Annotated in this window: 26 protein-coding genes; 21 read left to right on the plus strand and 5 right to left on the minus strand. The window is 38.2% G+C overall.

All coding sequences use genetic code 11. The features are described 5' to 3' along the window. Window position 1 precedes the first annotated feature (1 nt). The gene (dapA, locus tag IAE53_RS01600; protein ID WP_188352728.1) at window positions 2-871 is read left to right on the plus strand and encodes a 4-hydroxy-tetrahydrodipicolinate synthase; all 870 of its coding nucleotides are present in this window, start codon (window positions 2-4) and stop codon (window positions 869-871) included. Beyond that, a complete protein-coding gene (dapB, locus tag IAE53_RS01605) occupies window positions 868-1593 on the plus strand; it encodes a 4-hydroxy-tetrahydrodipicolinate reductase (RefSeq protein WP_200135834.1) in 726 nt (241 codons plus the stop codon). Before dapA ends, dapB begins: the two co-directional genes overlap by 4 nt. Before the next feature lie 36 nt (window positions 1594-1629). Here the strand turns inward: dapB and IAE53_RS01610 are convergent, their stop codons facing one another. Next, entirely contained in the window at window positions 1630-2589 is a 960-nt protein-coding gene (locus IAE53_RS01610; RefSeq protein WP_200135835.1) for a Dyp-type peroxidase, read from the minus strand. Window positions 2590-2816: 227 nt separating this feature from the next. On the opposite strand from IAE53_RS01610, the gene IAE53_RS01615 reads away from it, so the two are divergent. The 7 genes from IAE53_RS01615 to IAE53_RS01645 are packed head-to-tail and all read left to right on the plus strand — an operon-like array spanning window position 2817 to window position 8528. After that, window positions 2817-4178 carry an FAD-dependent oxidoreductase gene (locus tag IAE53_RS01615; RefSeq protein ID WP_200135836.1) on the plus strand — a complete coding sequence of 454 codons (1362 nt, stop codon included), beginning with the start codon at window positions 2817-2819 and terminating at the stop codon, window positions 4176-4178. 27 nt (window positions 4179-4205) lie between these two features. Further along, a complete protein-coding gene (locus IAE53_RS01620; protein ID WP_200135837.1) occupies window positions 4206-4904 on the plus strand; it encodes a hypothetical protein in 699 nt (232 codons plus the stop codon). After that, window positions 4897-5472, plus strand: a complete 576-nt coding sequence (locus IAE53_RS01625; RefSeq protein ID WP_200135838.1) for a hypothetical protein — start codon at window positions 4897-4899, stop codon at window positions 5470-5472. The genes IAE53_RS01620 and IAE53_RS01625 overlap by 8 nt, the downstream gene beginning before the upstream one ends. Continuing rightward, a complete protein-coding gene (locus tag IAE53_RS01630) occupies window positions 5469-6755 on the plus strand; it encodes a glycosyltransferase family 2 protein (protein ID WP_188352724.1) in 1287 nt (428 codons plus the stop codon). The genes IAE53_RS01625 and IAE53_RS01630 overlap by 4 nt, the downstream gene beginning before the upstream one ends. 14 nt (window positions 6756-6769) lie before the next feature. After that, window positions 6770-7048, plus strand: a complete 279-nt coding sequence (locus IAE53_RS01635; RefSeq protein WP_200135839.1) for a hypothetical protein — start codon at window positions 6770-6772, stop codon at window positions 7046-7048. A gap of 56 nt (window positions 7049-7104) precedes the next feature. Then, a complete protein-coding gene (gene recX / locus IAE53_RS01640; RefSeq protein WP_188352722.1) occupies window positions 7105-7908 on the plus strand; it encodes a recombination regulator RecX in 804 nt (267 codons plus the stop codon). Window positions 7909-7958: 50 nt separating this feature from the next. After that, window positions 7959-8528, plus strand: coding sequence for a DUF402 domain-containing protein (locus tag IAE53_RS01645; protein ID WP_004912026.1), 570 nt, complete (start codon window positions 7959-7961; stop codon window positions 8526-8528). 89 nt (window positions 8529-8617) lie between these two features. Here the strand turns inward: IAE53_RS01645 and IAE53_RS01650 are convergent, their stop codons facing one another. Further along, the gene (locus IAE53_RS01650) at window positions 8618-8911 is read right to left on the minus strand and encodes a ribonuclease HIII (RefSeq protein ID WP_139967494.1); all 294 of its coding nucleotides are present in this window, start codon (window positions 8909-8911) and stop codon (window positions 8618-8620) included. A 118-nt stretch (window positions 8912-9029) separates the two neighbouring features. Between IAE53_RS01650 and IAE53_RS01655 the strand changes: the two genes are divergently transcribed. The 5 genes from IAE53_RS01655 to nrdG all read left to right on the plus strand — a co-directional run bounded on the left by IAE53_RS01655 (window position 9030) and on the right by nrdG (window position 14002). Further along, window positions 9030-9713, plus strand: coding sequence for a rhomboid family intramembrane serine protease (locus tag IAE53_RS01655; RefSeq protein WP_148423019.1), 684 nt, complete (start codon window positions 9030-9032; stop codon window positions 9711-9713). Further along, window positions 9710-9916 (plus strand): YqgQ family protein, encoded by a 207-nt coding sequence (locus IAE53_RS01660; RefSeq protein WP_004912041.1) that lies wholly within the window; start codon window positions 9710-9712, stop codon window positions 9914-9916. The genes IAE53_RS01655 and IAE53_RS01660 overlap by 4 nt, the downstream gene beginning before the upstream one ends. A 161-nt stretch (window positions 9917-10077) precedes the next feature. Then, window positions 10078-11037: an ROK family glucokinase gene (locus tag IAE53_RS01665; protein WP_004912044.1), complete on the plus strand. Its 960-nt coding sequence runs from the start codon at window positions 10078-10080 to the stop codon at window positions 11035-11037. Window positions 11038-11274: 237 nt separating this feature from the next. Next, on the plus strand, window positions 11275-13485 hold the full coding sequence (gene nrdD / locus IAE53_RS01670) for an anaerobic ribonucleoside-triphosphate reductase (protein WP_200135840.1): 2211 nt from the start codon (window positions 11275-11277) through the stop codon (window positions 13483-13485). Next, a complete protein-coding gene (nrdG, locus tag IAE53_RS01675; RefSeq protein ID WP_148423017.1) occupies window positions 13421-14002 on the plus strand; it encodes an anaerobic ribonucleoside-triphosphate reductase activating protein in 582 nt (193 codons plus the stop codon). Before nrdD ends, nrdG begins: the two co-directional genes overlap by 65 nt. Before the next feature lie 157 nt (window positions 14003-14159). On the opposite strand, the gene IAE53_RS01680 is transcribed toward nrdG, so the two are convergent. After that, the gene (locus tag IAE53_RS01680; protein WP_200135841.1) at window positions 14160-14774 is read right to left on the minus strand and encodes a DsbA family protein; all 615 of its coding nucleotides are present in this window, start codon (window positions 14772-14774) and stop codon (window positions 14160-14162) included. A gap of 617 nt (window positions 14775-15391) precedes the next feature. Here IAE53_RS01680 and IAE53_RS01685 point away from each other — a divergent pair. The 5 genes from IAE53_RS01685 (at window position 15392) to mgtE (ending at window position 20066) form a co-directional block, all read left to right on the plus strand. Beyond that, on the plus strand, window positions 15392-15844 hold the full coding sequence (locus tag IAE53_RS01685) for a hypothetical protein (RefSeq protein ID WP_148423015.1): 453 nt from the start codon (window positions 15392-15394) through the stop codon (window positions 15842-15844). A gap of 526 nt (window positions 15845-16370) precedes the next feature. After that, complete coding sequence (locus IAE53_RS01690; RefSeq protein WP_188352718.1) at window positions 16371-16946, plus strand: GTP pyrophosphokinase family protein; 576 nt, start codon at window positions 16371-16373, stop codon at window positions 16944-16946. Further along, window positions 16943-17737, plus strand: coding sequence for an NAD kinase (locus IAE53_RS01695; RefSeq protein ID WP_200135842.1), 795 nt, complete (start codon window positions 16943-16945; stop codon window positions 17735-17737). The genes IAE53_RS01690 and IAE53_RS01695 overlap by 4 nt, the downstream gene beginning before the upstream one ends. Before the next feature lie 59 nt (window positions 17738-17796). Next, a complete protein-coding gene (locus IAE53_RS01700; RefSeq protein WP_139967500.1) occupies window positions 17797-18699 on the plus strand; it encodes an RluA family pseudouridine synthase in 903 nt (300 codons plus the stop codon). A gap of 2 nt (window positions 18700-18701) precedes the next feature. Further along, window positions 18702-20066: a magnesium transporter gene (mgtE, locus tag IAE53_RS01705; protein ID WP_188352717.1), complete on the plus strand. Its 1365-nt coding sequence runs from the start codon at window positions 18702-18704 to the stop codon at window positions 20064-20066. 43 nt (window positions 20067-20109) lie between these two features. Here mgtE and IAE53_RS01710 read toward each other — a convergent pair whose 3' ends face one another. Beyond that, window positions 20110-20598 carry a hypothetical protein gene (locus IAE53_RS01710; protein WP_200135843.1) on the minus strand — a complete coding sequence of 163 codons (489 nt, stop codon included), beginning with the start codon at window positions 20596-20598 and terminating at the stop codon, window positions 20110-20112. Continuing rightward, complete coding sequence (gene ade, locus IAE53_RS01715; RefSeq protein ID WP_200135844.1) at window positions 20595-22268, minus strand: adenine deaminase; 1674 nt, start codon at window positions 22266-22268, stop codon at window positions 20595-20597. The genes IAE53_RS01710 and ade overlap by 4 nt, the downstream gene beginning before the upstream one ends. Window positions 22269-22474: 206 nt before the next feature. Here ade and glmS point away from each other — a divergent pair, with 206 nt between their 5' ends. Both glmS and IAE53_RS01725 read left to right on the plus strand, forming a co-directional pair. Continuing rightward, window positions 22475-24280, plus strand: coding sequence for a glutamine--fructose-6-phosphate transaminase (isomerizing) (gene glmS / locus IAE53_RS01720; protein ID WP_200135845.1), 1806 nt, complete (start codon window positions 22475-22477; stop codon window positions 24278-24280). A gap of 118 nt (window positions 24281-24398) precedes the next feature. Continuing rightward, window positions 24399-25175 (plus strand): isoprenyl transferase, encoded by a 777-nt coding sequence (locus IAE53_RS01725; protein WP_200135846.1) that lies wholly within the window; start codon window positions 24399-24401, stop codon window positions 25173-25175. Window position 25176 lies beyond the last annotated feature (1 nt).

Below are 25176 nucleotides of genomic sequence, written 5' to 3' on the forward strand. Positions count from 1 at the left end.
AATGTACGAAAATATTCGTTTAATCACCGCAATTGTAACACCGTTTACAGCCGATGACAGTATTGATTATAACGCGTTGGATAGTTTGATAGAGCATTTGTTGCAGCATGGTACGCAAGGTTTTGTTGTTGCAGGTACAACCGGCGAATCCCCCACACTAACTCACGAAGAAAAGTTGGCTTTAACCACGCATATTGTCGAACAAGTCAGCGGCCGTGCGTTAGTAATTGCGAATGCTGGCTCTAATAATACTAAAGAGTCTGTTATGGCAGCGCGCGAATTAAGTGCTATTGCAGGCGTTGATGGTATTTTAGCGGTTACACCTTACTACAATAAGCCCAGTCAGGCAGGGATGATCGCCCACTTTGAAGCCATAGCAGACGCTGCTAGCAAACCAGTCATGCTTTACAATATTCCGGGCCGTACCGTGGTTGGTTTGACATTAGACAGTGTTTTAAAGCTTGCAAAGCATCCAAACATTAACGCTATCAAAGAAACAACTTCGGTTGATTTAATTGCAGCTGAAGTTGCTGGTACGACTGATTTCTCAGTTTATACTGGTGAAGATGCGATGACCTTATCAGCTTACGTTGTGGGTGGGGCGGGTACTATTTCAGTTGCTTCACACTTATATGGTGATGAGATGACAGCGTTATTTAAAGCGATGGCTACAAATAATTGGCAAGAAGCAGGCAGATTGCAACGGTATTTGACACCAAGAATGAATGCATTGTTTGCTTACCCATCTCCAGCACCAGTTAAAACAAAACTGGCTGATCTTGGTTTGATTAGAGAAGATGTTCGATTGCCTATTTTAGCCTTGGCTGAAGCTGAAAAGGCACATCTGAATGATTTATTGGAGAATTCATGACAAAAATTATTTTAGCAGGTGGTTTCGGCAAATTAGGTGAGGCGATCCAAAATGGTCTCAAGGCCGATTATGAAATTGTTGGCATTTTAAGTGGTCATCAGCATGATAGTGACATACCAGTTTGGACATCTCTTGCAGACATTGATGTATCAGCAGATATCTGGCTTGATGTGAGCACACCAGCGACCGTATATGAGAACGCCCAGTACGCAATTGCTCATCATATGGCATTAGTCATTGGTGCGACAGGATTAAGCGATGCGCAAGTCACTCACCTTAAAGCTTCAGCGACAAATGGTATTTTAATTGTCCCAAACTTTAGTTTGTCAGCTGTATTGTTAATGCAATTCTCAAAAACGGCAGCGCAATACTTTCCAGATGTGGAAATTGTTGAAGCACATAACCCCAAAAAAGTGGACTCACCATCAGGCACTGCAAAACAGACTGCACGGATGATTGCGAGTTCACGACAAAAAGCACCAGCACAAACAAGTGTTGGTGAAGCGCGTGGCGAAAGAGTTCATGATGTGCCTGTGCACGCGATGCGTTTACCAGGTTACATTGCGCAACAAACAGTGTACTTTGGTGGCATTGATGAGCAACTTACATTGTCCCAAAGCACAACAAGTCGTGCTGCTTTTGTGCCAGGTGTCATTATGGCATTAAATGCTGTTACAAAATTAGATCATCTCGTAATTGGACTTAACCAGTTATTAGACTAAAAAAGTTACTTCAGTGATGAACTGAAGTAACTTTTTTTATTGATTATAAACACCATCGGCGATGTCAGCTAAAGTATCACGAGAAGGAATAAAGAAAAGTTGACCTGATAAAATATCTGAAAATGTGAGTAAATAATCAGACTGTTCTACCATATTTGTTAGCATGCCTTTGGTAACTGACCAATAGCGTGAATACCCAATGAAGTAAGTACCGGTGTTGCCTGAAGCTGGATCTGAAAATGGTACATTCATGCGAACAATTTTTTGTTCTTCGCCATTTTTTTCAAATTTAGAAGCAACGTTGTGAGCGTTCTTGAATTTATCATCATCTTCTAATTCTAAATCGGTGAATTTTTCACGTCCGATTGCCTTTTCTTGGGTTTCATTATTGAGATGTCCCCAAAAATCCATATTGTGATGCCACTTTTGGGCAAAAGCATAAGCACCGTTGATGAATTTAGGATCTTCCTCACCAATTAGGGCATAACCAGCAGCATCTTCAACGGCCGGCGCTTCCGTACCATCAATAAAACCAATGATTGCACGTCCCTCAAAATATCGGAATCCTTTAGTTTCATCAACCACATCAGTGATATTTTTTAGAAAACGCATAAATTGTGTCTGCGCTTCATAGACAACAGCCTCATTACTAGCGCGTATGTGGAAAAAAAGATCGCCAGTTGAAGCAGGCATTTCGTATTCTGGGCCCTTTACACCGCTGAATGTTTCTAACTCAGAAGGTTTTGGCTGATTTGGGAAAAGATATTCCCAAGCTGCTTCACTAAATCCAATGGCAACTTTCAAGCTTGATTCTGTTGCCAAATGAGAATCACGAATGCGTAACGAACGAATAATTGCCTGTGAACGGTCAGCAAATTCCTGAATCGCAGCTTGTGTCTTTGCGCGATCTATTCTCTTGAACTTGAGCACGGTGAATTGAACGTGCTCGCCAACATCTTTCCAAACATCTTGTGCTTTTAATGGATTAACTGTCATTTTTTCCCTCCAATTATTAAACTAGTGCTATCATACGCTAAATAATCATTTTAATCAATAATCATTCTAAATAACATTAGTTCTAATGTACCTATAAATCACATAAAATTCACATTTATCATGTAAAATGAACGTAAATAGGTAATAATATTAGTTTTATGATGATTGAGTAAAATTTTGGAGATTATTAACATTATAATAGCCAATATTGAGCAAGGAGAAGTGATATGGAAATTAGAATCATCGGCGCTAGTCACGCCGGCATAGCGTGTGCGTTACGCGCGAGGGAAGAAAATCCAGACAGTAACATTATCATTTATGAAAAGCAAAAAAGTATTGGTTTTGTAGCGCAAAGTATACCGCTCTATTTAGGTGGCGATAGTAATTTTTTGAAGTTATCAAGTTATACCACAATTGCTGAACTAGAAGAAAAACATATTACGGTTAAAACACAAACGGTGATTGATGCTGTTGATCTCAATCATAAGTCAATTCACTATGTTGACATGGTTTATGGTGTGGAAAAAGAAGATCATTTTGATAAATTAGTCGTTGCGACTGGCTCATATCCCAGTCTGTCCTTAGTCCAAGATGGTTTTTTGGATAAACTATATGTTATCAAAAAATTTGAAGATGCGGTCAAAATTAAACAATTAATGGCTGAAAGTCGGAGTTGTATTGTGATTGGTGGTGGCGCGATTGGCATTGAAATGGCTAAAATTTTGAGTGAATTAAAAATTGAAACCACAATCATTCATTCTTCAGATTTCATCTTAAACCGATATTTGGATAAAGAAATTGCGCTTGATATGCAAAATGCATTGGTAGAAGATGGCGTTAAAATTGTCACGAATGCTTTGATTAGCAGCATTGATGAAGAAAATCTAGAGGATGGTAGTCGAAAAATTAGTCATGTCAAGACAGCTGATGGGCAACATTTTGAGGCTGACGGTATTATTTATGCAACTGGGTTTAGACCCAATTCCTTTTTAGTTGCTAATCAAGTTGCACTGGGTGATCGTGGCGCGATTATTGTAGACGATTACATGCAAACGAGTCATCCGGATGTCTATGCCGTTGGTGATTGTGCGACAACCAAGCTAACCAACGTGAAGGAACCTACTTATGTGCCACATGCGAGTGATGCTATTCGGCAGGGGGATGTTGCAGGCGTAAATTTGACCGGCAATAGTGTGAAATTGAAAAATTCACAAGGTACGTACAAACTTAATTTTGATCGTGATATCTCGTTGTGTATGTCTGGTTTGACAAACGAAAAGGCGAAGCAAGAAGGTTTTGATAGCGATGTTGTCTCTATCAGAGATCAGTATGTCAGTGGCAATGGTTTCTTTGAAGCTTACTTGGTTTATGAAAAAGAGACACACAAAATATTAGGTATCCAGTGTAAAGGATCAGCATTTGAAGTTGGCGCGCAAGCAGAGATAATTTCGTTAGCTATCCAAAATAATTTAACGGTTGAAGACCTTCAATACAGTGATTTTTATTTCAAACATGGCTTCAATAATCCTAGAAGTTTCACACAAATTCTTGCTGATACGATTCGCCAAAAAGAAAAAGCCGTCAAGTAATATTGGCGCTGGAAAGGAGTGTTGACAATGGTAACAGAACAAAAAATTACCGATTTAGACTACTGCTATGTGTCATGGGAACTTTTGCAAGAATTAGAAAAAAACACCTTTTCCAGAAATGAGTGTATCAGAGCATTTAAAAAAGAGTCAAACGACAGACAATCACTGATTATAAGTGTTGTAGCATTAATTTTACCAATGATTTTATTGGGAAGTATTGTGTTTTCTAATCACGCAGCAAGCTTAATGTACGGCAGCACTGGTACGACTGAAAATATTTGGACGCGCGTTGTTGGATTATTAATGCTATCGGCTTTTTTATTTTTAATCGTCTATATGTTGTCAAAAGAATTGTCCAAATACAAGGTTTTTAGGCCAATTAAAAAATTAATTAATCAAGATTTAGAAGCAAACTTACGATTAGAGGTTGACGCAATTGATCAGAAAGCTTCAAAAATTGTCAACGATTCGATACTTAGGGACTCAAAGATTCCAGAAAAATTTCTGTCATCTGAATTTTTGTTAGTTATTATCAAGTATATGGAAAGTGGACAGGCATCTTTTATTAAAGAGGCAGTATATGCTTTACAACTTGATCTCAACAATACTGGCTATTATGCCAATATTTTGCCAAAAGAGACGCTTTTACAGTTGGAAAAGAAGTATTTATTGGATCCTAATAAGAATTTGACCAAAAAAATTGAATTGGCTGAAAAAAATGACTGACAAACATATACAATCAAATACTAAGCAATTTAGTCAAGAAAATATTTTTATTGAACCTGATGATAAAACATCAAATTCGCAAGATGTGAAAAATTTTGTGCAAGATGATTTTTTCGACAAAGGACACTGGGGACTTAAATTACGACAATTCGGCATCAATTTTGCTTTCTTAATCGTGCTCGTGTTACCGGTCTTGATATTATTTGATTCACTACAAGATGGCCGATTTTGGCAATCATTGTATCATTGGCATTATCAAGATGGGTTTGACCTTACTAAATTTTTACAAGCTTCAATCTTAATTGCGATTGTCGTTGTGTTGGTATGCAGTTTGGCATTTTTGGTACGAAATAATTATCGTGAACAGAAAATATACCCAAATCAAATTACATATAATGACGATAAACTTCAGGCGCGAAGGTCAGTCATGAATGAGCTTTACACGAGTAGATATGGCGATAAAAGCTTTCGTGAATCAACGAAATATTATGCTGTTAATGAAGAACAAAATATTGATGATCACCTAATTAGTGACTTATTTAAGGAAAGTGGGGTCGAAATTAAATGAAGCAAATTCTGACAGTTTTTGTGCAAATTTTAACCTTATATCCGATTATTGGTGCTATTGCTTGGACTATTGGTGGTATTTTTTATCGCACAGTGTACGTTGGCAAAATTTTGGATCGTGATTTTAAAAAAATTCGCGTCGAAAAAGAGCCAATGATTACAATCATGATTCCTTGCCATAATGAAGAAATGGTTATTGAAGATACGATTGAGTATTTGATGAACGATTTAGAATATCATAACTATGAAGTACTGGTTTGTGATGATGGCTCAACTGATACAACCCCTGAAATTTTGTCTAGACTAAGTGTTAAGTATCCGAAGTTACGCGTTTTACGTGTCAACAAGAATAAGGGTAAGGCACATGCTTTTAATATCGGTTTATCTTTTTGCCGTGGTGATTATATTTTGAGTAACGACGCTGATACGGTTTGTGCGCCAGACGGATTATGGAAATACATGAATTATTTTTTGAGACCTGGGGGTCAAAACGTTGCTGCCGTAACAGCTAATATGGACGTTCAAAACCGTTCTTTGCTATTGGAAAAATCACAAACCGTTGAATTTTCCAGCATTGTCGGTATCATTAAACGATCTCAAATGGGTGTTCTCGGCAATATGTACGCTTATTCCGGCGCCAACACAATGTATCGTAAGGATGCTGTGCTTGATTGTGGCGGTTTCCGTCAGGATCGTGCAACTGAAGACATATCGATTGCTTGGGATCAACAATTTAGCGGATGGAAAGCCGTATTTGCGCCAGATATTATGTTTTATATGAATGTACCTAGCACATTAGGCATGCTATATAATCAAAGAAAACGTTGGGCAAAGGGTGGCACAGAAGCATGGGTGACTAATTTTTCGCGTATTTTTAAGCACCCTATCAAAAACATTGCTAAAATAGTACTTCTATTGGATCAAACAGGTAGTATAATTTGGAGTTTTTATTATTTGATTTTCACCACATGGTTGGCGCTCAAGTTATTTTATTTTGTTTTCACTAATGATACGGAGCAACTCATACACACGTTAGATATGATTTTTGTCTTCTCGGCATTCATATCGATGGTTGGCATCTGGCAATTAGTGGCATCATTAGCGCTTGATAATCACGGTGCAAAATTAAAATATCTCCTATTTGCACCCATGTACATGGCTTGGTATTGGCAAATGAATGCCATTACAATAGTTGTCACTTTCATTCCAGCCCTGAAAAGCGTCTTGGGATTATCTGGACAAGGCACATGGGTTAGTCCAACCAGAACAAAAATGAAAAAATAAATTTGGAGGCAGTCATGATTTTGCTAGGAGCAGTGCCACAATTGACCCAAAATACACAGATTAATTTTTGGGTGAGCGTTGCTGTACTTGTATTGTGCTTTTTTGGTATGATATTAGCCAGTATAGTATGCAATCAAAATCGTCGAGAATGGCATCAAAAAAGAAATGAAATCACGCAGAAACATCAGTATTTGGTTAATAAAGACTTTGTTGTTAGTGTGTTGGTAGTGGCACTATGTTTGCTTTTTTTCATTTTGATGTTCATGACTTTTGGCGCTTACTTGATGAGTTGAAACTTTATTGTGTTTCAGGCTGATTTTGGTTGACAGAGGAGAAACTTTACATCATCATGAAAATAATAACCAAAATTTCAGTTCAAAAACAAGCTGGTCGATACAACATTGATTTAGATAATCAATTTGCATTTGGTGTATCTGAGAGTGTCCTGATTAAATACGGATTAGCGAAAGGGCGTGAGCTGGATGATGACTTGATTGCTGATATTAAATTGAGCGACGAAGTTGCGAAAGCAATGCGCGTTGCCTTGAACTATCTTGGTCATTCGCTTCGTACGATAAAACAAGTTCAGCAAAAAATGAACGATAAAGAAATCCCTGAACAAGTTCAATTACAAGTAATTAGTCAATTAAAGGCGCAACATTATCTTGATGATCTTAATTACGCCCTCCATTATGTTGCCACTAAAAAAACAATTAATCCGAAAGGACCAATTGTCATTAAAATGGCGCTTAAACAAGCAGGTGTGTCGGATATCAATATTGAAGAAGCATTGGCAACATACACTGATGAGGAACAAATCATCGTTGCAACTCAACTCGCCAAGAAAGCAGCTGTTACGTATAAACGAGAATCAACGCGCAGTAAGCGACAAAAAATCATTGCAGCACTTGCTACAAAAGGTTTTTCTTTTGATATGGCACAAAATGCGGTTAGTCATTTAGCGGCAGAACATGATGATCAGTCAGAGCTAGAAAATATTCAACGAGAAGCTGATAAATTATGGCGACGCTATCATCGTGACGACAATTCAAAACGCCAATTTAAAACGAAAAAAGGTCTCTACACAAAAGGCTACACTTCTGATTTAATTGACAGCGTATTGGCTAATTTAATGCTGGAAGACGACAAGTAAATTGTGGTATACTGAAATAGAAATTCGGTGTTAGAAGAGTAGGTAGCGTTATGAGCGTTGATAAACCAGGTCGCGGGCCACGCGAAGGTGATTTCATCACGATCAAAAGCTATAAGCACGACGGCTCGTTGCATCGAACTTGGCGCGATACCATGGTTTTAAAAACCAGTGAGAACGCGATTATTGGGCTAAATGATCATACTTTAGTGACTGAAGACGATGGTCGGCGTTGGGTGACACGTGAACCAGCCATTGTTTATTTCCACAAAAAGTATTGGTTTAACATCATTGCGATGATTCGTGATAATGGCGTATCGTATTATTGTAATTTAGCATCTCCTTATGTATTGGATAAAGAGGCGCTTAAATATATTGACTACGATCTTGATGTTAAAGTGTTTCCAGATGGCGAAAAACATTTACTGGACGCTGATGAATATGCAGCTCACAGTAAGAAATGGCATTATCCACCAGAAATTGATAAGATTTTAAAAGCACATGTCAAAATTTTGGTTGACTGGATTAACGCTGGCACGGGTCCGTTTTCGCAGGGTTATGTAGATGTTTGGTACGCAAGGTATCAGTATTTGATGCAACAGCGGTTGAAAGATCGTCGTTGAAATAAAGCATTTGATTATTTGAATGCTTTTTTGTTTGCCATTTATATGCAAACAAAAAGGCTCAACTTGATTAAATTGAGCCTAAACGATTATTTGTCCTTATCTACTTCTTCGAATTCGCCATCAAATGTCGATGGGTCTTGTTGCGTTTGATGATTCATGTGCGGTTGAATAAATCTCTGTCGAATCCAGAAAGCAAATGCAATTAATAAAATAAAACCGACGACCGCCCAGAAGTTTTTCACGATAAAAGCTAGTAATAAGATAATCACGATGGCAAAAATAAGTCGTGAAACAACACCGAATGTATTAACAAACATAAAAGTGATTAAATAAATAAAAGCTATTAAAATAAAGAATGGGACTAATAGAATACCAAACATTGGTTGTTCTCCTTATATACTTAATTGTTGTCATTTTAACATAGGACTATTAAAAATGATATGTATATAGAACAGTTCATATGAGCAGCGAAGGTTATAATCTGTTAAAATGGGTACTATGAAAACGTTAAAAACACATTATTTAATTGCACCAGTAACCACGATATTATTGACAGTAACAATTGTTGTTTTTGTGATTGAGCTGGTCGTCAGTGGTGGGACAACCGACAATAGCTATTTTTTGGTCCAAGTAGGTGCTAAATGGGGACCTTATATCAAGGACGATTCGCAATATTGGCGTTTAATCACGCCTATATTTTTGCACGCTGGTTTTATGCATATTATCACTAATATGTTGACTTTATGGTTTATTGGTCCAATAGCAGAAGACGCTTTTGGTAGCCGCAAATTTTTAGGCTTATACTTCTTTTCCGGTATTTCCGGTAATATTTTTTCGTATTTATTTTCGCCAAATACCATTTCAGTGGGTGCCTCGACAGCATTATTCGGCTTGTTTGGTGGCTTAATGATATTTGCCTATCAGTTCCGTCATGACCCCAACGTAAGGGCATTAGGATCAATGATGGGATTGTTTATTTTATTGACATTGTTGTCAAGTTTTTCTGCTACAAACATTGATCTTTGGGGACATCTTGGTGGCTTCATCGGCGGGGTGATGTTTGCCATGATTTTTGGTTTCTATAGTCGTAATGGAAAATTTAGCTGGCATGTTCGGCTGGTGATGGTATTACTGACAGTGCTTTTAATCGGATTGACTATCTTTATGGGAGTAAGATCATGAAAACTTTTTATGATGTTCTACAATATTTAAAAGAATTTGGTGTGTATATTCATGTTGGAAAGCGGCTATGGGACATTGAAATGGCTGCTTTAGAAGTGGACAATTTATATAAAGCCGATATTATACAACCAAAAATGTATGCAACAATGAAAGTCATTTTGGCGCACGAACATCGATTAGAACTTGAAAGTCCCAGTGATTGACTAGCATTGTTTATTTAGACTGTGAAACCGCTTGCACTTGGCTAGTCATATCTGTTAGAATGATTAAGTAATCAATTCATACGGAGGAAATATGTTGTCCTCATTAGAGGCTGTCCAGTGAACTTGCAGTCGTTAGATCGGGCAACATTATTATAATTATCATGGCAAAAGATAAACTTATCGGTGTCGATCTTGGTGGTACAACTATCAAGTTTGCAATTTTGACAGATCAAGGTGAAATTCAGCAAAAATGGTCAATCAAAACAAATATTCTAGATGATGGTTCTCATATTGTTCCAGATATTGTGGAATCAATTAATCACCACCTTGATTTGTACCAACTGGATCATGATCGTATTATCGGTATCGGGATGGGAACACCAGGTACTGTTAATCGGGTTACTGGTACGGTAACGGGTGCTTTTAACCTTAATTGGAAGACAGAGCAGCCAGTTAAAGCAGATATTGAATCTGGTACTGGATTTACATTGACGATTGACAATGATGCCAACTCAGCAGCGCTTGGCGAAGCTTGGAAAGGTGCTGGAAACAACGATGATGAAGTGTCGTTTGTGACATTAGGCACTGGTGTTGGTGGTGGTTTGGTCGCAAATGGTCAACTGATTCACGGTACTGTAGGTGCCGGTGGTGAGGTCGGTCATATGGTTGTTGAGCCAAATGGTTATTTGTGCACATGTGGTAATCGTGGTTGCTTGGAACAATATGCTTCCGCAACGGGTGTGGTCCATTTGGCACAAGACTTGGCAGAAGAGTATGTCGGTAACTCAAAGCTGAAAAAGATGATTGATGATGGCGAAGAAGTGACATCAAAAATTGTCTTCGACTTAGCAAAAAACGGTGACTTTTTAGCTAATGAGGTTGTCAACAAAGTGTCATATTATCTCGGATATGCTACGGCAGCAATGTCAAATATTTTGAACCCATCTGCAATTGTTATTGGCGGTGGTGTAGCTGCTGCTGGTGAATTTTTGCGAGCTCGTGTTGAAGAAAATTGGAAAGTGTTTGCCTTTCCAACTGTTCGTAATTCAACACGCGTGAAATTAGCCGAATTAGGGAATGATGCTGGTGTAATTGGTGCAGCAAGCCTTGCACGTGCATAAATAAAAAAAGACAAATCAGTGGATAATTGATTTGTCTTTTTTTGTGGTGTGTAACAAAACGTTTGAGTTGAACGGTCTATTATTATAAATTTTTTTAACGCTTAAAATGCGATTATATCAGTATTCTATAGAGAAGATGGCAATAGAGGACACTTTTTGTCCTACTCTTATGCAAAAAATAGTTGTACCATTTTAACTATAACAATTTAGAAAAGCACTGGAGGCAATCGTTTAGTAATGAGCCATATGATAGAACTTGATAGTTTACCCAATCTAACAGTCATTAAGCAAAGTGGTGAAGAAACACAATTTTACGCGTACAAAATTAATTTTATTTTAACAAAGCTTAATCTGTCTGATCATATTATTGATGTGATTAAGCATGATTTTTATCAATATTTGAATTCTAAAGTCAGTGTGACAACTTCCGAAATTCGCAATCTATTATGTTCGTTACTCACAAATTATGAACAATTGGATGCTGTTAACGAATATGCCGCATACTATCAGACTGAGAAACAAGACTTTGCAGATGCCGCTAATGTCCAAAAAAGAATCGAAAAATTATTTTCACGAGATGAATCAGTTGTGCATGAAAATGCGAATAAAGATAGTCGCGTGTTCAATACGCAACGCGATTTGGAGGCTGGGGCAGCTAGTCGGGCCTTGGGACTACAAATGTTACCGCCACTTGTTGCTAAGGCACATTTACGCGGCGATATTCATTGGCATGATTTAGATTATTCACCTGTGACACCAGCAACAAATTGTTGTTTAATCGATTTTGATAATTTGCTGACGAATGGTTATAAAATAGGCAATGCGTGGGTAGATTCACCACATTCTATTCAAACAGCGACAGCACAGATGGCGCAAATTATTGCTAATGTCGCTTCGTCGCAGTACGGTGGTTGTTCAGCAAATCGTATTGATCAATTATTGGCACCATACGCGCAGATGAATTATGACAAACATATTGTTGAAGCCGAACAATGGGTAGTTGCTGATAAACGTGACGCCTACGCTAAAGAAAAAACACGCAAAGATATTTATGATGCGATGCAGGCTTTGGAGTACGAGATAAATACAATGTACTCATCGCAAGGGCAAACACCATTTACCACCGTTAATTTTGGATTGGGGACTAGTTGGCTTGAACGTGAAATTCAAAAAGCAATTTTGAATATCAGAATCAAGGGATTAGGAAAAGAAAAGCGAACTGCTATTTTCCCAAAGTTGATTTTCACATTAAAAAAAGGATTAAACTTTGCTCCTACTGATCCAAATTACGACATTAAGCAATTGGCGCTTGAATGTTCAACGAAGCGGATGTACCCAGATTTGTTAATGTATGACAAAATTGTTGAACTAACTGGTAGTTTCAAAACACCAATGGGTTGCCGATCGTTTCTACAAGGCTGGCAAGATGAAAATGGTGTCACAGTTAATTCTGGCCGAATGAATTTAGGGGTTGTTTCGGTGAATTTGCCTCGTATTTCTCTATTTGCGAAAGGTGATATGGCACTATTTTGGGAAATCTTTGATGAAAAAATGGCGCTATGCCATGAAGCTTTATCGTATCGAATTGAAAGAACAAAAGAAGCTGTTCCTGAAAATGCACCACTGCTTTACATGTACGGCGCATTTGGGAAAAGACTCAAGGCAACTGATAAAGTTGATGAAGTGTTTAAAGATGGACGTGCTACAATTTCATTGGGCTATGTTGGATTATACGAAACGTGCTTAACTTTCTTTGGACCAAATTGGGAAAAAAATCCCGAAGCGCATACGTTTGCCGAAGACATTGTTAAAAAAATGAACAAATACTGCCAACAATGGGAAGCGGAAAGTGGGTATCATTATAGTCTATACTCGACACCGGCGGAATCACTAACAGATACATTTTGCCATCTCGACAAGCAGAAATTTGGGGATGTGCCTGATATTACTGATAAAGAATACTATACCAATAGTTTTCATTACGACGTTAGAAAGCATCCAACGCCGTTTGAAAAGATAAGTTTTGAAGAGACGTTCCCAAAATATGCGTCGGGCGGATTTATTCATTATTGTGAATATCCTAACTTGAAACAAAATCCACAAGCGTTAGAAGCAGTTTGGAATTGGGCTTATGACCATGTCGGTTATTTGGGCACGAATACTTGTATTGATAAATGTTTTAAATGTGGATTTGCTGGTGAATTTAAAGCCACTGCTCGAGGATTTATGTGCCCTGAATGTGGGAACCATGATCCAGCGCTCTGCGATGTTGTTAAGAGAACGTGTGGTTATCTTGGCAATCCACAGCAACGGCCTATGGTTCATGGGCGACATATTGAAATTATTTCGCGTGAAAAGAATATGACCAAGGAGATGATCGAGCATGCCGCGATCTATGCGAAAACCAAACAATCCGATGCCAAAAGAATGGACGGCGCAGAAGTATAGTCAAAACTATATCGCTGACTACAAGGCTTTTAATTTTGTTGATGGCGAGGGGGTGCGTTGTAGCCTTTACGTGAGTGGTTGTATGTTTCTCTGTCCTGGTTGTTATAATGTTGCCGCCCAAAATTTTCATTTTGGACAACCTTACACGCAAGCATTAGAAGACCAGATTATTGAAGATTTAAGTCAAGATTATGTTCAAGGTCTAACTTTATTGGGTGGAGAGCCATTTCTCAACACGGATGTGTGTCTAAAATTATGTCGCCGAGTTCGTCAAGAGTTTGGTCATTCAAAAGATATATGGTCTTGGACAGGCTACACTTGGGATGAATTGCAAAACGAAACCTATGATAAAGCGCGTTTATTGTCGTTAATTGATATTTTGGTTGATGGTCGTTTTTTGGAAGAAGAAAAGGACTTAACACTACAATTCAGAGGTAGTGCCAATCAAAGAATCATTGACGTACCCAAGTCATTGGCATCTGACCGAGTTGTAATTTGGGACAAATTGGTGAAATAATGGCGTCACACAAAAAAAGCATAATGATTCATCTGTGTTGATGAATCATTATGCTTTTTTGTTGTTAACTGAAAATGTCGTTGTACAAGCAATATTAAAAGATTTAGTCACCATTTTTATATTGATAGTGATTTGATTTTATGGCATTAAAGCAAAGTTAAGCAAACGTTTTGGCATTTTCAGAAGATATCAAATCTTTTGTTTTAACAACAAACTGTTCGCGTAAATGTGTGAAGTGAGTTGCCAGAGATTCTTTTGAAAAATTCGTTAATAGACTTGTTTCAAGTGTACTTGAGTCATCAATGGCAATCGCCACACTATATTTATTCAGTAACTGCCAAGCTAATTTTTGGTCTGCCTTTAGCGCATCAATGACCTCTTGACTCATCCGATTTGTCAAAAAGTCGTCGAGATTAAGGCCAACTTGTGTGGCGATGCTTGTAATCAACGAGAGAGAGTAGGGTTGCTTTTTGGTAATTAAAGCACTTTGTAAAGACAATAAAAAAGGTCGCGCCTTTTTGTTACCTTCAATTTGTGCTGCTTTAAAATCAAGAATCACACGATAAGTTAAGGATTCCTTGTCATAAGGCATATCCATTATCGGTAGCGCTTGCTCACCTTGGATTAATTTAGCGCTTACTTGTTCATTGATGAGAGGAATAAAGCGTAAGCGCGTTTTTTGAAAAAATGTATGGGTGAGCTTTTCAAGGCATTCTTCGGCGACTAAACAGTTATCTGATAAAGGATTTGCAAAGTGGTAAATGTCGATCATGGTGTTTCTCCTACGTAAAACAATTTAAATATCCAAGATATTAGTATAACCGTCAATATTGGAATTGACAAATGATAGGCTCAAAAATATGTTAAAGCAACTCAATTGTATTGCTTGAGAACAAAAAAATAGTTAAAAGTTTTTGATGACTATTTTGTAGGTTGTATTCTCTAATAAAATAACAAAAATATGAATATTTTTAGTATAAACTGTGAATTTTCCATATAAAATATCTATTAATGTTACAATCTTAAAAACAGATTGATAATCTCATAGATTGTTATGACAAAATAATTAAAGGATAAAGCAAAATGAAAGATCGTGTCAGCAAATTTGATAGATCTATTGTAATGCTAGTCAGGATAGGTGAATTTAGAACTGCGGTTTTGTTGACGAATCACAGTCCACCAATCATATTCAGAGATTGAATTAAAATTAATTAAGTAAGGCATATCAAAGTATAGTCATCTGTTACTAATACTTATAATAGTTCATCTTTCTAAAAAGATGGCTGGCGGCATAGGTTTAGTAAAATAACATTGTTTGAGAAAGAATAAATAATGGTCATCAACGTTGTACCAAAAATGTTGTATGAAAGATATCGAGGGGATATACACATGATAAAAAAAGTACGTTTAGCTCTGCTTGCACTAGTTATCGCTGGATTTTCATCAATCAGCATATTATTTGGAAGTGCCAATGGGAAGAGTGGTAGTAATAAAAATACGAAATCGGATGATTGTATTGATTTTTTGACTATTGATAAGCATCATGAAAAAATCGGTATTGGCCAAATAGCAATCTCTAATGATAATGTGCCAGTTCAATTCAATCGTAGTGGCCGGCCGAGCAAAGTAATTAATCTCAATAAAAATCAATTAATCCGAATTAAAAAATTATTATCTGATCATCGTAAAAACATCAAAATTAAATATTTTCCTGAAAAAATTGGATCGTTTGTTTTTTTAACAACCAATCAATGGGAGTTACAACCTGTTCATTTTTCTAAGGAGGGGCAGATTAACCAAATTGAAAATGCAGATCATCGAATTGAGACAATAACATATTAATTAAAGAAGTGAAGGATCAGAGTACATGATAAAGAAAGTGTACTTTGATTGCGCAGTGGTTGAATAATGTTACAAAACGGTCCAACATCAAAAGAATTACGACAGAAAGAACCTTTTTACCAAAAACATGGCGTCCTTGGCCAGACAAGAAGCTGAAAAATAGAAAGTTGCACATTTGGTGATACCAATCATGGTAATTAACAAAACGATATATTTTAAATCACTCTGATTATCACTAAGGTAGATGACATGACGTGTGTATGGTGGATCAACTTTTTCTCCGGAAACTGCAACAAAAAAGTTTATTTATACGTAACGTTAGCCATCAAGAAAAATAATAGTTAAATATATGCGCTACATCACTATTTTGAATAATGCGGTGGCGTTTTTTTGTTGTAGAATTGATACTACTTGCCAAATGATAGCTGTAAGGGTAACCGTCAATATTGGGATTGACAAATGATAGGCTCAAAAATATGTTAAAATATAATAGTGATGTTTTAAATTGTATAAAAGGGGTAGTAATATGGATTGGGAAATCTTTTTTACACCATACGTTCAAACTGTATCAGAATTAAAAGTTAAATTACGCGGATTACGTGATCAATATGAAAAAAATGGTGAGGATTCACCAATTGAATTTGTGACAGGTCGTGTCAAGTCACAGGCCTCTATTGAAGAAAAAATTGTGCGACGTCATCTAGATGAAAGTCGCTTGTCGCTTGATTTACAAGATATCGCCGGTGTACGAATTATGACCAAGTACGTGGAAGATATCTACACTGTGGTCGATTTGCTAAGACAACGTACGGATTTTCAAATTTTAGAAGAGCGAGATTATGTGACTAATGCCAAGCCGTCAGGCTACCGATCATATCATATCGTCATTGAATATCCTGTTCAAATGTATAGTGGTGAACTGAAAGTATTAGCAGAAATTCAGGTTCGCACAATGGCTATGAATTTTTGGGCAACAGTTGAACATGATTTACGTTATAAGCATGGCGAATTAAGTGATAATTTGGCCGATCGTCTTACCAAGCTATCAGAATCAACATTTGCTTTAGACCAAGAATTAAGTGAAATCAGAGCAGTAGAATGAAGTATGCTATTTTCAACAATGAAGATGTTAGCAGTCGTGTTGTTGCCAAAAATCTTGCTTTAGAAATGCGCAAACATGGTTTAACTGTTGATAATGAAGAGCCTGATATTGTCGTTTCCGTTGGTGGGGATGGCACGCTTTTGGGCGCTTTTCAGCACTATGTTAATCAAATTGACCATGTTAGGTTTGTTGGCTTACATACCGGACATTTGGGCTTTTATACAGATTGGTTAAGCACGGAATTAGACCAACTAGTAGACAGCTTAAGTCATGACAACGGGCAAAAAGTTAGTTATCCGCTGTTAGAACTGACTGTTATCCAAACAACTGGAGAAAAAAGCCACTATTTGGCACTGAACGAAGCCGTTATTAAGCAACCGCTCGGCACGCTAGTTGCCGATATTTATTTGGGTGGTGAAGTTTTTGAGCGTTTTAGGGGTGATGGTATCGCTGTGGCGACACCGACAGGTTCAACTGCCTACAACAAAGCTAATGGTGGCGCTGTTTTGCACCCTGCTTTGCAGGCAATTCAAATGTCGGAAATTGCCTCCATTAACAATCGTGTTTTTAGAACGTTAGGATCGCCACTGATTGTTCCTCGTGATCAAAAAATTGTAATGAGACCGCAGAGTAACAATTTTTTGGTGATGTATGATCAGGGAGAAATTGCCAGCGATCATATTTTAGAATTGCGATTTAGAGTGTCTGAAAAATGTGTCCATTTTGCTAGATACCGTCACGTCGATTTTTGGCGTCGCGTACAAAATGCCTTCATCAATGACATTGAATAAATATTTTAAATTTTTTAGGAGAAAAATACACGTCGACAAATGATGTGTATGATAAGAATATGCAGTTTACTTGGACTTATACTGGATCAGAAGCGCGCAAAGTGCGTACGTTTCTGCAAAAACATGGCGTTTCTCACCGTATGTTTAGTCAAATGAAACATAATGGTGGGGCGATTTTGGTCAATGAAAAGCCAGTTTATACGTCTGATTATTTAAAAGATGGGGATAAAGTGACGATTGTGATGCCGGTAGAAGAGAGTAATGACCTCGTCGTACCTGATTACAAGCCTCTAAACATCATTTTTGAAAATGAGCATTGGCTGGTAGTTGATAAGCCTTATGGGGTTACGACAGTGCCAGGTCATGCTGATCGGCTACATACATTGGTTAATCAAGTTAAGGGCCATTTAGAACAAATTGAGGCACAAGATTTGGTACCTCACGTAGTGACACGACTGGATCGGGATACATCAGGCATTGTTTTGTTGGCAAAACATCGATTCGCCCACGCTGTTTTAGATCAACAATTGCAAGATCATACCGTGGAAAAATTTTATTTGGCTTATCCGTCTGGCATTATATCAGATGATCACGGGGATATTAATGCCCCAATTGGTCGTGTCGAAGGTGATTTTATTAAGCGTGAAGTTCGTGAAGATGGTAAGCCGTCGCGGACAGAGTACTGGGTTGAACGTCGTTATGATGAGAATGGGCAACACCCAATGACGCGTGTCAAGGTACAATTGCACACTGGTAGAACGCATCAAATACGGGTTCATTTTGCAAATATTGGGCACCCATTAGTAGGTGATGATCTTTATAATGGCCCCCTATGGTATGGGCTCCAACGTCAGGCGCTACATGCCTATCATATGAAGTTTTATGATCCATTTATCGAAGATTTTCGTGAATTTAACACAAAATTACCCGAGGATCTCAAAACATTAAGGGATATTGACTAAGCTTGGAAGAAACTGCAGAACAATTACAAAAAACTATTGCTCACTTGGCTGATTTGCTTCATTCGGGTCAAGATGAGGATTTTGTTGTCTCATTTAAAGCGTTGCATGATTTTGAAATGGGTCAGGTTTATAGTGGTTTACCTGAACAAATGCGAGCCGTTGCGTGGCGTTTATTAGATAATGAGACTTTGGCAGATGTTTTCGATAATTTGGATGCGGATGATGACGACATTGGAGAATTACTCCAAGAAATGCCGCCGCAAAAAGCGACTGAAATTTTACGCAACATGTACGCCGATAATGAGGCGGATGTCTTGCAAAATCTACCATCTCGTTTGGTTGCAACGTATTTGAGCTTGATGCCTAAAGCGGAAGCAGATGAAATGCGTAAGCTAATTGATTATGACGATCAAACAGCGGGATCTTTGATGTCAACAGAGTATTTAGCTGTGACTGAGGATTTGCGAGTCATTGAAGTGATGCGGTTGGTTAAACACCAAGCCGCTGAAGCTGAAGCGATTAGTTACGTTTATGTTTTGGATAACCAAAAACACTTGGTCGGCGTTATTTCATTGCGTGATTTGTTAACACACCCTGATGATATGCTGGTGTCAGACATCACTAATGATCGTATTATTAGTGTAAAAGCTGGTGATGATCAGCAAGATGTGGCACAAATTGTGGCTGATTATAATTTTCTTTCCATTCCGGTTACTGATGACAATGACTTGCTACTCGGTGTGATCACGGTTGATGATATTGTTGATGTTATTGACGAAGAAGCGGTTGAAGATTATTCAGGTTTGGCTGCCGTTAACGTTAGCCAGACAGATGATACACCTTGGCATTCAGCGATAAAACGTATTCCATGGTTGATTGCCTTGCTATTACTAGGTATGTCAACGGCGACATTGATTAGCTCGTTTGATGGTTTAGTCAAAAAAGCTTCCATTTTGGCTGTTTTTATTTCGCTAATTACTGGTACAGCGGGTAATGCCGGAACGCAGGCATTGGCGTTAGCGGTCCGTCGATTGGCGGTGGGAACTGATAATACAGCTTGGAAAAATTTTTGGAGCGAAGTACTGGCAGGATTATTAGTTGGTACCGCGACAGGTGCTTCAGTGTTTGCAATCGTGACAATTTGGAAACACAATTTTGAACTTGGATTAGCTGTGGGTATTGCTATGGCGATGGCAATTATGGTTGCTAATTTGGCAGGATATCTTGTTCCTGTGTTAATAGATAAATTAGGATTTGATCCGGCGGTTGCGAGTGGTCCATTTATTACAACATTGTCAGATTTGACTTCAGTTTTAATCTATTTTAACGTCGCACAATTGTTTATTTCTCATTTTATTAGTAATTAAAAACGTATCGTCCAGAACTTGGATGATACGTTTTTTAGATAGATTAATCAAACATTGGTTTGATTTGAGCTGCAAATGAACCGTCGGGATCATTGACGAATTGCGCATAAGTCTGCCAGTAGCGGTCTGACAAAATGATTGGTTCGGCAATTTCATTAGGAATATAGTTGCGTGGAATTCCACCATTTTTTGCGCGTGGACCATCATAAGTTTTAGCAAAATCACTCATTTTTTTTTCGATCACTAAAGCTTGTGGACCAAACCAATTGACGGGTTCACGCTGAATTAGTTGATTATCAACTTCAAATAATTGCGCTTCCGATTCTATTTTAAAAGGATGAACTAAACTGACTAAGGTGAGCTGATTCTCTTGAATGTCAACAATTGCACCAGCCATTTCCGATGGTAAATGTGGTTGATCATTTTTATTGGCTGCAATCAGTAACTGACCAGTATAGGCAATTGTTAAAGTGGTCTTTTGACCTAAAAATATTGACAATAGATCTTGTGGGCTTATACTAATGGCTTTCATGACTTGAATTCTCCTGTATCTTGAATATCAATGAAGCTAAATTTATCAAAATCAAACAATCCTTGGTCTGTTATTTTTAAACTTGGGATAACGGGTAAAGCCATGAATGAGAGTGTTAAGAATGGATCAAATGGCACATCACTGATTCTTGAAAAAGCGTTATCTAAAGCGCGATTTTGATCAATAGTCGTTTGATAATCTTGATCAGACATGAGGCCACCGATTGGAAGAGGCATTGCGGTTACTTGACCGTCGATCACGACAACTTGTCCACCACCGATTTTCTTTAACGTTTCAGCAGCTAATAACATATCCTTGTCATCAACACCAGCAATAATGACGTTATGTGAATCATGCGCTACCGTTGAGCCGATTGCGCCGGCTTTCATGTTGAAGCCTTTAATGATTCCTAAACCATGTCCTAAGTCGTGATAACGCTCAGCCACAACAACTTTAGCAAATGTTGTATTCGCCTCAAAATGATTATTAACGATTGAAACGCTTTCAACGGTATGCTGGGTTGTAATATGATGAGGCATAATATTGATAACATGTGCAGGCATATCGTCTGCCAGTGGCAAGATTAAATCACTATCGGATAATGTGAAATTCAGAGACTGGTTTGCTAATGGTGTCACAGTTGAAAACTTATTTTCATACCAATGACCATCTACCATGATTTCTTGAGCTTTGAATTCTGTTAATGCATCAAAAACAACTAAATCAGCAACGAAACCGTCTGTTAATGCGCCGACGTTTTTTAAATTATGGGCTTTAGCGGCATTATAACTTGCCATAGTAAAAGCGATTTCCGGCGCAATACCATTTTGAAGCGCAAGGTTAATACTAAAATCAATTGACCCCTCATGTTGAATGTCACTGGCAGTTTTATCATCGGTGGCAAATGAAAAATGTGCGTGATTGGCTGTTGTAATAGCTGGTAAAATGGATTTCTCATCACGTTCTACCGTGCCTTCACGCACAAAGACAGAAAATCCTGCGTTGACTCGTTCTAAAGCCTGAGCAGCGTTTTCACTTTCGTGATCGGTATCGATACCAACTTGACGATAAGTTGAAAGTTGTGCGCGGCTTAAACCAGCCCCGTGACCATCAACGTGTTTACCTGCTGCTAAAGCGTCGTTGATTTTTTCAAGCATATCTGGGTCACTATTTGCGACGGCGGGATAATCCATCACTTCAGCTAGACCATTTACTTCAGGAATGCTGTAAAAAGGCTTGAGAGCTTCGGCATGAAGTGTTGCTCCTGCGTGTTCAAAAGGCGTTGCAGGGACTGAGGATGGTAGCATGTAGTGAATGTGAAGTGGTGTTTGTCGTGCTTCTTCGAGCATATATTGAATGCCTGATATACCGGCTACACTAGCGATTTCATGCGGATCAGCAATGATACGAGTGACACCATGAGGTAGCACTAATTTGCCAAATTCACTAGGTGCAAGTAGAGAACTTTCAATATGAAGATGTGCGTCAATCAAACCGGGGACAATATATCGACCCCCAGCATCAAATGTGTGAGTTGCAGCAAGATCATCTCGTGGGCCACGATAAACAATTATATTATTGTCAATCCAAAGTTCAGTATCATCGAATTTAAGATTAAAAACATCCAAAATTTTTGCGTTTCGAATATGCCAGGTTACAATTTGTGTCACAATAGATCTCGCTTTCAAGTTTTTTCTATCATACCATAATGACAGACTTTGTATTTTGACACTCCGTTGTTTTTTGATTATACCAATTATAAAAATAGGACTATACCAATTTTTATTTATTGTTTGACAAAGGGCGACGAAGGCTGTAAAATAGCTACTGTTAGTTAAAAATAAAAAGTAAACCAGTTTTGGTGAAGAGGCTATATATGTGTGGAATTGTCGGATTTACAGGCGTTAATCAAGTGTTACCTAGTTTGTTAAAAGGGTTAGAAAAATTAGAATATCGCGGTTACGATTCAGCTGGTGTGTATGTTAATGATGGCGAAAAAGGTGACTTTCTTGTTAAAGAAAAAGGTCGCGTAGCTGATTTGGAACTTGCAACAGAAGGTAAGGGTATTGAAGGTACTGCGGGTATCGCCCATACACGCTGGGCAACTCACGGTGGTGTGTCAGTTGAAAATGCGCATCCACACATGTCAGAGGATGGACGCTTTTATTTAGTTCACAATGGTGTCATCGAAAATTATGAAGCATTACGTGATCAATATTTACAAGGCGTTCAACTTCACTCACAAACAGATACTGAAATTGCCGTTCAATTGATTGACAAATTTTCAAAAGAAAATCACTTGTCAACATTTGATGCATTTCGTAGGATGATTAGTTTGTTGGATGGCAACTCAGCCTACGGATTCCTTTTGATGGATCGCCAGACACCTAATTTGATGTATGCGGCCAAGAAAAAGAGTCCTCTATTGATTGGTGTTTCAGAAGTTGGAAACGTTGTGACATCAGATGCAACAGCGATGTTGGATGTTACTCATGATTTTATTGAATTAATGGATGGCGAAATTGCTGTGATTGACAAGCAAAAGATTGATTTGTTTGATCCAAATGGCAAACAAATTACCCGCGAAGCCTTTCATTTAGATATTGATGCCTCTGAAACTGACAAAGGAATTTATCCTTACTACATGCTAAAGGAAGTTGATGAACAGGCCATCGTTGCACGTACTCTGTCACAGTACTATTTTGACGATGAAGGGCAAGTACAAAATATTGCCCCTGAAGTTATCGAAGCTATGCAGGCAGCAGATCGCATTTATATTGTTGCGGCCGGCACATCATATCACGCGGGGCTTGTGGGACAACGATATTTTGAACAGTGGACACAAACACCAACAGAAGTTCATATTTCATCAGAATTTGCCTATGAGCAACCTTTGTTGAGTAAAAAACCATTCTTCATTTTCTTAAGCCAATCTGGAGAAACGGCTGATTCACGAGAAGTCTTGGATAATATCACAAAACAAGGTTATCCAACTTTAACCATTGCTAATGTCATGAATTCAACATTGACTCGTGAAGCGGACTTTGCTTTGCCTTTGCTAGCTGGTCCTGAAATTGCTGTGGCCTCGACAAAAGCCTATACAGCACAAATTATTGTGACAGCTATTTTGGCTGCAGCGGTTGGTCATACACCATTTGATTTAAAAAATGAGTTAGCAAAAGTTGCTGTTGAAATGCAAGTGATTATTGATCAAAAAGACACTTTCAAATCAATTGCTGAAAGTGCCTTAAAGCACCGTCGTTCAGCATTTTATATTGGACGTGGATTAGATGCAGCGGTTGCTGTTGAGGCGGCGTTGAAGTTAAAAGAAATATCATACGTTCAAACTGAAGGTTTTGCAGCTGGGGAGTTAAAACATGGTACAATTTCTTTGATTGAAGAAGGTACACCGGTATTTGCTTTGCTGACTCAGGCTAAAACTGCTGGACTTGTCCGAGGTGAAATTGCACAAGTTGCAGCACGAGGCGCCAACACGGTTATTATTGCTGCTAAGACTTTAGCTAAAAAAGATGACGCTTTCGTTCTACCTGAAGTTAATGAGCTCTTAATGCCGTTGTTGACAGTCATCCCGGCACAATTAATCGCTTATTACGCAACTCTTGACCGTGGTCTAGACGTTGATCGACCACGTAATTTGGCAAAGAGTGTTACGGTTCAATAATTTTAATGATTCGATAGGATAATTCTTATCGAATTTTTTTGTACCTTGCGCGCCATTCTGGTAAAATAGGTTAGATACAATATATGCATTCAGTGGTTGCATACGAAGGAGGAGCGTTTTGGCGCTTTTTAAAATTAAAAATGAGGAGACGAAGACCGTCTCCCAGCTCAAAATTCCGCGACATGTTGCCATTATTATGGATGGTAATGGTCGTTGGGCAAAACAACGTTTTATGCCACGTGTTGCTGGTCACAAAGCGGGTATGAAAACTGTCAAAAAAGTTGCGATTGCAGCCAGCGACTTAGGCATTGAAGTATTGACGCTATACGCTTTTTCAACTGAAAATTGGTCACGCCCGAATGACGAAGTTAACTTTTTGATGCAATTACCAATTGATTTTTTTAATGATTTTGTACCAGAACTGATTAAAAATAATATTCGTGTTGAAGTTATGGGCGATGTTGCGGGTTTGCCTAAAGGAACGCAAGATGCCGTGCAACGTGCGATTGAACAAACAGCGCAAGGCACGGGCATGATTTTGAACTTTGCTCTTAATTATGGTGGTCAAACCGAAATTGTGGCAGCCGCGAAATTATTAGCGCAACAGGTTGCGTCGGGTGATTTGACAGCTGAAGAGATTGACGCCAATCGTTTTGCCAGTGCCCTTCAAACTTCACCCTTAGGTGACTTAGCCACGCCTGACTTAATGATTCGGACGTCGGGTGAATTGCGATTGAGTAATTTTTTGCCTTATCAGTCAGCATACGCTGAACTATATTTTACGAATGTTCTTTGGCCAGAATATTCGGGTGAAGATTTGATAGAAGCTATTACTTCTTATACTAAAAGAGACCGTCGCTTTGGAGGTCTTAATGACGAAAGCGAGAAACAGTAAG

The organism is Leuconostoc sp. S50 (assembly GCF_016624925.1).
Classification (GTDB): Bacteria; Bacillota; Bacilli; order Lactobacillales; family Lactobacillaceae; genus Leuconostoc; species Leuconostoc pseudomesenteroides.

Bases quoted from the DNA above. Each gene is read 5' to 3' on its own strand.
- dapA (WP_188352728.1), top strand. From the start codon at position 2: ATGTACGAAAATATTCGTTTAATCACCGCAATTGTAACACCGTTTACA.
- dapB (WP_200135834.1), top strand. From the start codon at position 868: ATGACAAAAATTATTTTAGCAGGTGGTTTCGGCAAATTAGGTGAGGCG.
- IAE53_RS01610 (WP_200135835.1), bottom strand. From the start codon at position 2,589: ATGACAGTTAATCCATTAAAAGCACAAGATGTTTGGAAAGATGTTGGC.
- IAE53_RS01615 (WP_200135836.1), top strand. From the start codon at position 2,817: ATGGAAATTAGAATCATCGGCGCTAGTCACGCCGGCATAGCGTGTGCG.
- IAE53_RS01620 (WP_200135837.1), top strand. From the start codon at position 4,206: ATGGTAACAGAACAAAAAATTACCGATTTAGACTACTGCTATGTGTCA.
- IAE53_RS01625 (WP_200135838.1), top strand. From the start codon at position 4,897: ATGACTGACAAACATATACAATCAAATACTAAGCAATTTAGTCAAGAA.
- IAE53_RS01630 (WP_188352724.1), top strand. From the start codon at position 5,469: ATGAAGCAAATTCTGACAGTTTTTGTGCAAATTTTAACCTTATATCCG.
- IAE53_RS01635 (WP_200135839.1), top strand. From the start codon at position 6,770: ATGATTTTGCTAGGAGCAGTGCCACAATTGACCCAAAATACACAGATT.
- recX (WP_188352722.1), top strand. From the start codon at position 7,105: ATGAAAATAATAACCAAAATTTCAGTTCAAAAACAAGCTGGTCGATAC.
- IAE53_RS01645 (WP_004912026.1), top strand. From the start codon at position 7,959: ATGAGCGTTGATAAACCAGGTCGCGGGCCACGCGAAGGTGATTTCATC.
- IAE53_RS01650 (WP_139967494.1), bottom strand. From the start codon at position 8,911: ATGTTTGGTATTCTATTAGTCCCATTCTTTATTTTAATAGCTTTTATT.
- IAE53_RS01655 (WP_148423019.1), top strand. From the start codon at position 9,030: ATGAAAACGTTAAAAACACATTATTTAATTGCACCAGTAACCACGATA.
- IAE53_RS01660 (WP_004912041.1), top strand. From the start codon at position 9,710: ATGAAAACTTTTTATGATGTTCTACAATATTTAAAAGAATTTGGTGTG.
- IAE53_RS01665 (WP_004912044.1), top strand. From the start codon at position 10,078: ATGGCAAAAGATAAACTTATCGGTGTCGATCTTGGTGGTACAACTATC.
- nrdD (WP_200135840.1), top strand. From the start codon at position 11,275: ATGAGCCATATGATAGAACTTGATAGTTTACCCAATCTAACAGTCATT.
- nrdG (WP_148423017.1), top strand. From the start codon at position 13,421: ATGCCGCGATCTATGCGAAAACCAAACAATCCGATGCCAAAAGAATGG.
- IAE53_RS01680 (WP_200135841.1), bottom strand. From the start codon at position 14,774: ATGATCGACATTTACCACTTTGCAAATCCTTTATCAGATAACTGTTTA.
- IAE53_RS01685 (WP_148423015.1), top strand. From the start codon at position 15,392: ATGATAAAAAAAGTACGTTTAGCTCTGCTTGCACTAGTTATCGCTGGA.
- IAE53_RS01690 (WP_188352718.1), top strand. From the start codon at position 16,371: ATGGATTGGGAAATCTTTTTTACACCATACGTTCAAACTGTATCAGAA.
- IAE53_RS01695 (WP_200135842.1), top strand. From the start codon at position 16,943: ATGAAGTATGCTATTTTCAACAATGAAGATGTTAGCAGTCGTGTTGTT.
- IAE53_RS01700 (WP_139967500.1), top strand. From the start codon at position 17,797: ATGCAGTTTACTTGGACTTATACTGGATCAGAAGCGCGCAAAGTGCGT.
- IAE53_RS01710 (WP_200135843.1), bottom strand. From the start codon at position 20,598: ATGAAAGCCATTAGTATAAGCCCACAAGATCTATTGTCAATATTTTTA.
- glmS (WP_200135845.1), top strand. From the start codon at position 22,475: ATGTGTGGAATTGTCGGATTTACAGGCGTTAATCAAGTGTTACCTAGT.